Raw genomic sequence first — 10,153 nt, 5'->3', positions numbered from 1 at the left:
CCAGCGCCAGCGTACGATGGTAATTACCCGTCGCCTCGAACCCGACGATGATAGGGCGCCCGATAGCAGCGAGTTGCTCGGCAAAGCCGTCATAGTCCTGCCTGGTCGCCATGACGGTCATCCGCCGGCGCCGGCCGCCTTCCGGTCGCTCGATGAGAACCTCCTGTCGGCTCTTGGACATGTCGATGGCTACCAGCACGGCGCCGGCAGGCGTAGAGGTGAGCTTGGTCATGGTCGGTCGGCCTCCAAAGTGTTGTCTCGACAACCTCACTTTAGATACCTGCTGACCGGCCATGGCTTGCCCTGATGAAGTCTGCGGCCGCTACGCGGCCTTGTCTTCATCAGGGCCATAGCGGCTCCCGAACCAGCGCTTCCCAATGTGCTACGGTACCGAATTGACCAGTCACGCCGTCCTTGCCTGGTGCCAGGACACCGGGGTCGAGTGGCATTACATCGCGCCGGGCAAGCCGCAGCAGAACGGCTTCGTCGAAAGCTTTAATGGTCGCTTGCGCGACGAGTGCCTGAACGAGCACCTGTTCCCATCGCTGGCCGCAGCAAGACGGATCATCGAGGCATGGCGGACGGACTACAACACCGTGCGTCCACACAGCAGCCTTGGCGGATTGGCACCCGCCGAGTTTACGAGCCGCCCCCGCCAAGGGCATAGGGACACCGAAGCTAACTTATCGGCGGCCTGAAAACGGGGAGCAGGTCACGGGAAATCGTGTCAATCCCCTTGTCGGGAAACCTGGTGCGCTTAATGCCGTCAATACGCACCTGCGAACCGGTAGCGGTTGCCTCGGTATCGCTCACGTCCTCGTTGACGATGATGTCGGTCGCTGTTCCCATGTTAAAGCTGCGCGCCCGAAACCGACCATCTTCGAAGAAGACGCTCTGCACAGAGAGGTTCTCAAAATATTTCAAGCAGGTAAATCGCCCGAAGCCCTTACCACCATCCTTCGCTTTCAGCGCTGAGTAAATAGTGTCGAAGGAGTTCCTGTGCTGCTCGTTGAACCCGATCCCGTCATCAGACACGATAAATCCATCGACCTCGCCGATTCCGTCCTCAAGATCTGTCTGGCGGCTGCGGAGGATCATTACGTCGACTAGGCTGCCTTTGGCCTTGCTCAGCCGGATTGCCTGTATGGCATTGACGATGAGTTCTATGACGGGAGTATATACGGTCGTCCCGGACCGGATATTCTCTACAGCCCGTAGGATATTAACACCACTCATCTCGATCTTGCCCCAAGAATTTACTGCCCGTTCAAGCCGAATATGGAAGATACTGCAAGCGATGGGCACTGCCCGCCGTCCCGAGGATCTGAAATAGGCTAAGCCGTCCATCGATGAGATTAATTCGCTTCTGGCGCGTGAATCGCCTGGCGTACCACCTCTGGCAGCTCATCATCTGGCGCCTCTCACCCCACTCTCCCTGAGGAATCTGAGAGCTTTCTAGGCCGCAGCCGCTCAGATTCGGACAGAGGTGTGCGCCCATAACCGCGGGGATCCGGGCCCGTATATTTGACGTATATTTGACAAGTTTGGTGCTGAGCCAGCTAAGCCATTGAAAAATGGCGGACCAGGCGGTATTCGAACCTGTGGCCTCTGCCTTCGGAGCGATATGGCCGTTTAATCGTCAGCAACAGGTGATGTGAGCTTCGACTTTTTAGTGTCCTAGCTTGCCTTCAAGCGCTCGAGATAATCTGACCAGTATTGCATCATCCGAACGCGCTCGTCCCAATGCTCGCCGCGGAGATAGGCTCGACGCACGTCATTTCTCTCTACATGCGCGAGCTGCCGTTCGATCGCATCGGGGTGCCATTCCCTGCTTTCGTTGAGAAGGCTGCTGGCCATCGCGCGGAAGCCATGGCCCGTCATCTGCGTCTTGTCGTACCCAAGCCGGCGCAGGGCGGCGTTGATGGTATTGTCGGAAATCGGGCGAGCGTCTGACCGGACGCTTGGAAACAGAAGCTTCGACCTGCCGCTCATCTCCCGAAGCTCCGCTAGGAGCGCAAGCACCTGCTTGGAAAGGGGGACCCGATGCGGGCGGCCCATCTTCATCTTCTCGCCGGGGATGGTCCAGACCTTCGCTGACAGGTCGAACTCTGCCCACTCAGCAGCGCGCAGTTCGCCCGGACGCGCAAAGACGTGCGGGGCCATCCGAAGCGCCAGGGCAACTGATGGCTGACCTTCGTACCCGTCTATGGCGCGCAAGAGTGCGCCGACCTTGTCGGGTTCGATGATCGCGGCATGATGTTTGACCTTGGGCGTGATCAGGGCGCCCTGGAGATCGGCGGTCACATCTCTCTGCGCCCGTCCGGTGGCGATCGCGTAGCGAATTACGCTGCTACAGGTGCTGCGGAGGCGTCGTGCCGTCTCATAGCGGCCCCGAATCTCCACGGTCCTCAATACGGTGAGCAGCTCTGGTGCGCTGATGTCGCCGATCGGTCGAGTGCCGATCAGCGGGTTGGCGAACGCGATCAGCCAGCGGAGCTTTTCGAGGGTCGTCGCCGCTCGCCCTTCCGCCTCGATCTTCTTCAGCCATTCGTCGGCGACGGTGGCGAACGTATCTCCGGCCGAAATGCTGCCCACGCCGCGCGTCAGTTTGCCGTAGGAGGAGGGGTTAATGCCCTTCTCGAGCAGTTTCCGAGCGTTCTCTCGGCGCTCGCGCGCTTCCTTCAGGGAGACGTTAGGATATACGCCCAGCGCCACCGTGCCGCGCTTGCCGTCATGACGATAGTCCCATCGCCAGTACCGACCACCGCCAGGCTGAACGAGGAGGTACATGCCGTGCATGTCCTGAGTCTTGAACGCTTTGTCCCGCGGTTTGATTCGACGGACGGCTGCATCGGTGAGCATGACGGTATCTCCTCCGCTGGTGCAGTGCTGATACCGTCAAATATACCGCCAAGGGCCGCGGGTTCCAATGGATCGACCCGGATTTGGGTGGATCAGATACCGCCAAAACCCACGCAAATCCGCCAGTTTTGGATGCCCTTGAATATCTGTGGAAAGGTGGGGTTGCAGGAATCGAACGGCTAAAAAATAGATTTATAAATTAATTAGTTACCGCGCCGCAGCGGAAACTGAGCCCCACCTGCAAGGCCCCACTTCCTAATTATAAATGGGGTTCGAAGCATAAATGTGAGTTCATATGAGGCCTATAGCAACAGTATGGATTCCCAAGAAACTGTGATTTGCGCGGATCGGGTGCCAACAAAAAATGCCTTTAGGCAAAAAATATTATGGGATCTATCAAGAAATTATTTGTAACAATCTCATATTTGTTGCAGGTGTGTCGTAATACAACTGGCGGCAGCAGGGCGGCATGACGATGCGAGGTTCAGTGCTTTCCTGGCGGAGCGCCCACCTGCCTTCGAGAGGCTCCGAATCGCTTTTCGAGAGCGGTCATCAGGGATGAAGCCCATCAGGCTCTCTGGCATCGCGCGAGCACGCGAGCAGTTGTTGGCGAAACACCATTAACGGTCGACCTCTCCGAACACGATGTCGATCGAGCCCAGCACCGCGGTCACGTCCGCAAGCATATGGCCGGCGGTCATCATGTCCATCGCCTGCAGATGGCTGAACCCGGTGGGGCGGATCTTCACGCGATAGGGCTTGTTGGTCCCGTCGCTGATCAGATAGACGCCGAACTCGCCCTTGGGCGCCTCCGTCGCGACATAGACTTCGCCGGCCGGCACGTGGAATCCCTCGGTGAACAGCTTGAAGTGGTGGATCAACGCTTCCATCGACTGCTTCATCTCGCCCCGGCGCGGCGGTGTGACCTTGTGGTCGAGCACGGCGACCGGCCCTTCGGGCATGTCCCGGATGCACTGGTGCATGATCCGCGCGGACTGGCGGACCTCCTCGACGCGCACCATGATGCGGTCATAGCAATCGCCGCGGGTGCCGACGGGGATCTCGAAGTCCATGCGGTCGTACACGTCATAGGGCTGGGCGCGGCGCAGGTCCCAGGGCACGCCGCTGGCGCGCGGGCACGGCCCCGAAAAACCCCAGCGGATCGCGTCCTGCTGCGAGACGACGCCGATATCGACGTTACGCTGCTTGAAGATCCGGTTCTCGGCGAACAGCGCCACCGCATCCTCGAACAACGTCTTGAAGCGATGATCGAGCCAGTGCGCGATGTCGGTGAGCAGCTTCAGGGGGACGTCCTGCCGAACACCGCCGGGGCGAAAATAATTGGCGTGCATGCGCGCGCCGGACGCGCGTTCGTAGAAGTTCATGCAGTCTTCGCGCAGCTCGAACAGCCAGAGGTTCGGGGTCATCGCGCCGACATCCATGATGTGGCTGCCGATATTGAGCAGGTGGTTCTTGATCCGCGTCAGCTCGGCGAACAGGACGCGGAGATACTGGCCGCGCAGCGGCACCTCCAGGTCGAGCAGCTTCTCGATCGCCAGAACATAGGTATGCTCCATGCACATGGGCGAGCAGTAATCGAGCCGGTCGAAATAGGGGATCGACTGGAGATAGGTCTTGTACTCGCAGAATTTCTCGGTGCCGCGATGGAGCAGCCCGACATGCGGGTCCACGCGCTCGACGACCTCGCCGTCGAGCTCGAGGACGAGGCGGAGCACGCCGTGCGCGGCCGGGTGCTGCGGCCCGAAATTCACGGTAAAGGTCTCGATCGTGTGATCGCGATAATGCTCGGGAGCGACGGAATCCTCTTGATAGCGCGCTGGCGACGGGCGTCTTTCTTCGACCATGTGCATACTCCTGTACCGGGACCGGCCTGCGATCCAATGTGCGCACGCCGGTGGTTCCGGCTGCGCGGTCAGCGCGGCGGAGTCCGCGCGGCGTCTTCTGCCTTCATCCGTGCGCGTACGCCGCCTTCGACCGCGCGGCCCTCGGCCATCGGCCGATGGACGTTGCCGGCGGTCGGCGGTTGCGGCGTGCCCTTGCGCATCTCGGCGCGGTGGATGTTGGCGGAGATGCGCTCGGTCATATCGGGGAACAGGTGGTGCGCGCTCGACGCCATCTGCGCCTTGGCTCCGACCGGGAGTTCCTCGCGCGGGTGCAGCGACACCCAGACCAGCGCGCGAACGACCTTCTCCGGTCCGTCCATCATCGCCATCCGGTCGGCGGTGCCGCTGTAATTGGCTTCGTGCTGGAAGAAGGGGGTGTCGACCGCCCAGGGCATCACCGTCGCCACCCGGATGGTGCGGCCGCCACCGGCGTGGCGGATCTCCTCGTTGAGCGCGCGCCCCAGCGCGAGGATGCCGGCCTTGGTCGCGGCATAGGTGGCGTGATAGGCGAGGGGCACCTCGCTCTCCACCGATCCCATGTTGACCAGTGTGCCCTGGCCCTGCGCCACGAAGCGGCGGAGTGCCGCTTGGCTGCCATAGAGCGCGCCCTTGAGGTTGACGTCCACGATCCGCGCTTGATCGGCCACCGGCATCTCCCAGAACCGGCCGTTGGCGCCCACCCCGGCGATGTTCATCCAAACGTCGATCCGGCCGAAGTGGCGGGTGGCGGCTTCCGCCAGCGCTTCGACCTGCGCGGGATCGGAGACATCGGTAGGCACCACCAGCGCCTGCCCACCCGATGCGCGGACCCGTGCGGCCACTTCCTCGAGCGCATCGGCGCGGCGTGCGGCGAGGACGACATTGCCGCGCAGTTCGCCCACGCGCAGCGCCAGGCCACGACCGAAGCCGCTGGAGGCGCCGGTCACGACATAGGTTTGCCCCGCGACGCGGTTCAGATCGTGCCGCGAGACATGGGTGGAGACGGCGCAGCCCGGCAACGCCGTTGCCAGCAGCAACAGGGGCGCCAGCATGCCGACACGCACCGTCTCAAGCCTCGACGGGAAGGGCGACTTCGGCGACACCGAAGCTGGGGTCTGCCTCCGGCGCCGGCCTGTCCTGCCCCGGCACGGGCGGTGCCGCAGGTCCATAAGTGGCGCCGGCGCCGCCACGGCGCGCCAGGGCGACAGCAAGCGCACCGGCGCCCAGGATTGCCGCCGCCGTCAGCGCGGGGCGCTTGGTAGCCTTCACATAGAGGCTGCCGCCGCGCAGCCAGTGCGGCTCGTGCGTACCGCGTTCGTGACCGCCATAGCCAGCCTCGTACAGCGCCCGTTCGTGGTCGCCATCGACCTTGCGGGTGCGCGACTGCTGGCCGGTATACATCAGAACTTCCAGGATCCGGTCGGTCAACCGCGGCGCCACGGCGCCCATCATCGCGGCGAACTTGGCCTGGCTGCCGACGAACATGTCGCGCTTCGGGTGCGTCGCGCACCACAGGATCGCCTCCGCCACCGCTTCGGGCGGGTAGATCATGCCGCGATGCACCGGCTGCATCGGCATGTAGTTGCCGGCATGCTCGTTATACGGTGTGTCGATGCGGCCGGGATGAATCAGCGAGATCGACATCGGCCAGCCTTCGCTCTCGACCTCCTGCCGCAGCGATCCGGTGAAGCCGTGCACCGCGAACTTGGCCGAGGCATAGCTGCTCTGCACCGCCGGCGCCTTGTCGCCGAAGAAGCTGCCGATATTGACGATCGCGCCCGGCACAACGCGGTCGCGATAGTGGCGCACCGCCGCGAGCGACCCATGGACCGTGCCCCAATAGACGGTGTCGAACATCCGGTGCCAATCGTCCATCGGCACTTCCCACAATCGACCGAAGATCGAGATGCCGGCATTGTTGATCCAGGTGTCGAACCCGCCGAATTCACGGACGGCGGTCTCGACCACCCGCGCGATATCCGCCTCGCGCCCGACATCGCAGACGACATGGGCGGCACGGCCGCCCTCTCCGCGAATCGCGTGCACCAGGTTTCCCAGCGCGGCCCCGTTCCGCGCTGCCACGACGACGGCCGCGCCCGCCTGTGCCGCTAAGCGCGCCGTGACCAGGCCGATCCCGCTGCTGGCGCCGGTGATGACAATCGTCTGCTCGGCAAGCGGCTTTAACTTGGGGGTCATGCCAAGGCTCCTGATGTGTGTTATTTAAGCAGTTGATATTGTTGTATTTAAGATTGATGGTCCAACGAAGGGCGGGAGCAAGAGTTCACAAGCGCTCCGTGAAAAGAAGCGTGGACGCCGGTCCTGTATTCGTGCGCCATCACCGCGATGTTGCTCATTGGCATGCTGCTGAACGCAGGCGCGTCTTCGCCCTCGCATTGGTATTTGCAGGGGGGCGATGGAATGGACGGAGCCGCGTTGGCGATTACATGCACAGACCGACAAAGGTGGCGCCGGTACGGGCCTTTTCCTTCGCCGCCTCGAACGCTTCGTTGATCCGCTCCAGCGGGAAGCGGTGGCTGATCAGCTTCTGGGTCTGCAACTTGCCGCGCGCGAGGAGTTCGATCACTTCGGCCTGCTCTGCATAGAGATCGTGGAAGGCGAAGCTGGCGCTTGGGATCAATGTGATCTCCGACATCTGGATGCGCTGCCATTCGAGCGGGATGGCAATGTCTCCTGCATCGAACCCACCGACGATGACGACCTTCCCACCCCGCCGCACCAGCCGTGTCGCGAGCGGCAGGGTCTGCGGCATGGTCTCGCCACCCGAGCATTCGAAGACGATGTCCGCGCCGCGCCCATCGGTCATCGCCAGGATCGCGGCCTCGGGCGCGCCCTCCTCGGGCGGGGCCACCTGATCGGCGCCGAGGTCCTGCGCCAGCGCGCGGGCATGGGGCACGGGATCGATCGATAGCACGTCGGCGCCGCTCGCCTTGGCGAGCATCAGTTGCCCGAGGCCGATCGGCCCGGCGCCGATGACTGCGACCTTGGCGTTGATCGCCAGGCCCGAAAGATGCTGCGCATGCAGGCAGACGGCATAGGTGTCGAGCAGGGCTGCGTCGTCAAAACCAATCGCGTCGGGCAGCTTGTGCATCTTGTGCTGGGGACCGATCACGAACTCGGCATAGGCGCGCGAGACGCTGGCGCGGCGGGTGGGATAGAGATCGGGGCAACGGTTGTACTGCTGCACCCGACACCAGTCGCAATGGCCGCAGCCGAGCACGGACTCGATCAGCACCCGGTCGCCGGGGCGGACGCGGGTTACGTCCGCGCCGATTTCCACCACCTCGCCGGCGAGTTCGTGGCCCATGATGCAGCAGCGCAGATGCTGGTCGGGTTTCTCCCAGTGCCGCAGGTCGGTTCCGCAGATCCCGGCCATCCGGACGCGCGCCTTCACCCAGTCGGGGGCGGGCAGGCTTGGTTCCTCCACCTCCTCGACGGAGAAGCGTCCGTCGGCAGTCTTCAGCGCGGCCTTCATGGAGCGTTCTCCGATTGAACGGGGGCGACATGGAGTCCCGCCGCGCCCAGCTGCAGCGTGCCCCTCTCCAGGCGGCGGACGAGTTGCTTGCCCTCGCGAAGCCCGTGTTCCCAGCGCTGGCGCACCGAGGCGGGCGAGAAATCCATCGCCTTGCCGGCCACTTCGCGCTGCTGATTGGCATAGAGCAGCTGCGCCAGCGTGACCGAGCAGCCGCGAAAGGCGGGATCGGTGGCATAGTGCGCCTGCCAGCGGGCGATCGTGCGTCGCGTCTGGCTGGCGAAGGTCAGATCCTGCGCGCGCGCCGCCATCGCGCCCAGCGTATCGGGTCGGCCGCTGCGCATCGGCAGCAGGTCGACGGCGATGCACAGCGTGGGGCGTTGCGAAGGCGTCGACAGCGCAGGATCGAGCGGCAGGTTGGCGGAAAGGCCGCCATCCACATAGAGCCGCCCCTCCACCGCAACGGCCGGAAAGGCCGGCGGCAGTGCCGCACTCGCGCGGATATGTTCGGCGCCGATCGTGCGCTCGCGGGAGTCGAAGGTCATTTCCGCGCCGCTCTCCAGATCGACCGCGACGGCCGTGAAACGCGGCACGCCGGCGTTCAGTCGCGCGAAGTCGATGGAGAATTCCAGCGTCGCCCCGAGCGGGCCGGTGTCGTACAGCGCCGGAGTAGGCCCGGCGAACAGCGCAGTACCGAGCGGGCCGAAAAGACCTGGCCTGCCGCCGAGCAGCGTGGCGCTCGTCTCGATCGTCCGGCGCCAGGTCTCGGGCCAGGCCTGCCACCAGTCGAAACCGTCCGATCGCCAGAAGGCGGCGAGCTTCGCCAGCGCGACATCCGGCGTGTTGCCGGCCAAGATCGCGCCGTTAATCGCCCCGGCCGAGGTGCCAATGATCCACTCCGGTGCGATGCCGCCCTCGTGCAGCGCCTGAATGACGCCCGCCTGATAGGCGCCCAGCGCGTTGCCGCCTGCCAGCACCAGCACGATGCGGAGATCGTCCCTCGCCGTCAAAGCGGCTGCCCCGCCTGGCATTGCTCCAGCTCGACCGCGTCGTGCGCGCAGGCGATCGAAACATCCTCCCGGCCTTCGATCGAGAGGCGCCGCAGCCGCGCCTGGTTGTCCATCCGGCTGTCGGCATCGACTTCCATCAGCCGCTGATAGGCGCGCAATCCGGGCGTGCAGCGCCGCCGCGCCTGGCGCATCTCGCCGCGATAGAAATAGGCGTCGCCCGCATGGAGCAGCCAGCGGCCATCGTCGCGGCGGATCGCCACGCCGGCATGGCCCCAGGTGTGGCCGGGCAACGGCACGAGCAGGATCTCGGGCGCCAGCCCCTCCAGGTCACGGACCGCATCGAAGCCGAACCAGCGCTCGCCGCGCGCGCCATAGCCGCGCCATTGCTGGACGCCGTCCAGTTGCGGCAGCCGCCAGCGATTACGCGCAACCATTCCCGCATGCGGTCCGGTGGCGTCGTCATATTCGCGCTGCATCACATGGACGATCGCGTTGGGGAAATCCTCCAGCCCCCCGGCATGGTCGAAATCGAGATGGGTGACGACGATGTGGCGCACGTCGTCCGCGCGGAAGCCGAGCGCCTCGATCTGGCGGATCGCGGTCTCCGCCTCGTGCAGGCGGATGTTGAGCATCGCACGCCAGGCGCGGGTAATCCGCGGTACGCCGGGCCCATGCGGATGGGCGACGTCGCGCAGGCCGTAGCCGGTGTCGACCAGGACCAGGCCGTGCGCGTCCGTCTCGATCAGCAGGCAGTGGCAAACCAGCCGGCCGAGCGGCGCGATTGAGCGACCGTCGAACAGCGCACCGCCCAGCGGGCAATCGGTGCCGCAGTTGAGATGGTGGATGCGCATCATGCTCCTCGAAAGCACCGGGCTGTATGGCCTTCCCAACCGACGAGCGCCGACATC

General features: G+C 64.2%; 8 protein-coding genes and 2 pseudogenes. 1 reads left to right on the top strand and 9 read right to left on the bottom strand.

Annotation, left to right across the window (positions count from 1 at the left end):
* A pseudogene (locus CA234_RS19360) lies at positions 1–232 on the bottom strand (IS110 family transposase); the annotation flags it as partial.
* Positions 233–386: 154 nt separating this feature from the next.
* Between CA234_RS19360 and CA234_RS19355 the strand changes: the two are divergent.
* Positions 387–698, top strand: a pseudogene (locus CA234_RS19355) (integrase core domain-containing protein); the annotation flags it as partial.
* Here the strand turns inward: CA234_RS19355 and CA234_RS19350 are convergent.
* The 8 genes from CA234_RS19350 to CA234_RS19315 form a co-directional block, all read right to left on the bottom strand.
* Positions 679–1,347, bottom strand: coding sequence for an ATP-binding protein (locus CA234_RS19350; protein ID WP_125977429.1), 669 nt, complete (start codon positions 1,345–1,347; stop codon positions 679–681). The pseudogene CA234_RS19355 and the gene CA234_RS19350 overlap by 20 nt on opposite strands.
* Positions 1,348–1,677: 330 nt before the next feature.
* Positions 1,678–2,862 (bottom strand): integrase arm-type DNA-binding domain-containing protein, encoded by a 1,185-nt coding sequence (locus CA234_RS19345; protein WP_126002524.1) that lies wholly within the window; start codon positions 2,860–2,862, stop codon positions 1,678–1,680.
* 620 nt (positions 2,863–3,482) lie between these two features.
* A complete protein-coding gene (locus CA234_RS19340) occupies positions 3,483–4,727 on the bottom strand; it encodes an NADH-quinone oxidoreductase subunit D (RefSeq protein ID WP_126002523.1) in 1,245 nt (414 codons plus the stop codon).
* A gap of 68 nt (positions 4,728–4,795) precedes the next feature.
* Entirely contained in the window at positions 4,796–5,797 is a 1,002-nt protein-coding gene (locus tag CA234_RS19335) for an SDR family NAD(P)-dependent oxidoreductase (RefSeq protein ID WP_164521879.1), read from the bottom strand.
* A 16-nt stretch (positions 5,798–5,813) separates the two neighbouring features.
* Complete coding sequence (locus CA234_RS19330) at positions 5,814–6,941, bottom strand: SDR family oxidoreductase (protein WP_126002522.1); 1,128 nt, start codon at positions 6,939–6,941, stop codon at positions 5,814–5,816.
* A 244-nt stretch (positions 6,942–7,185) separates the two neighbouring features.
* Positions 7,186–8,238: an alcohol dehydrogenase catalytic domain-containing protein gene (locus tag CA234_RS19325; protein ID WP_126002521.1), complete on the bottom strand. Its 1,053-nt coding sequence runs from the start codon at positions 8,236–8,238 to the stop codon at positions 7,186–7,188.
* Positions 8,235–9,245 carry a patatin-like phospholipase family protein gene (locus CA234_RS19320; RefSeq protein WP_164521878.1) on the bottom strand — a complete coding sequence of 337 codons (1,011 nt, stop codon included), beginning with the start codon at positions 9,243–9,245 and terminating at the stop codon, positions 8,235–8,237. Before CA234_RS19320 ends, CA234_RS19325 begins: the two co-directional genes overlap by 4 nt.
* A complete protein-coding gene (locus CA234_RS19315; protein WP_241213587.1) occupies positions 9,242–10,099 on the bottom strand; it encodes an MBL fold metallo-hydrolase in 858 nt (285 codons plus the stop codon). Before CA234_RS19315 ends, CA234_RS19320 begins: the two co-directional genes overlap by 4 nt.
* Between the last annotated feature and the right edge of the window lie 54 nt (positions 10,100–10,153).

The sequence above is a fragment of the Sphingomonas sp. ABOLE genome (assembly GCF_003950455.1).
Classification (GTDB): Bacteria; Pseudomonadota; Alphaproteobacteria; order Sphingomonadales; family Sphingomonadaceae; genus Sphingomonas; species Sphingomonas trueperi.
Note: the sequence above shows the minus strand (reverse complement) of the source record. Positions and strands in the feature narration are given on the sequence as shown.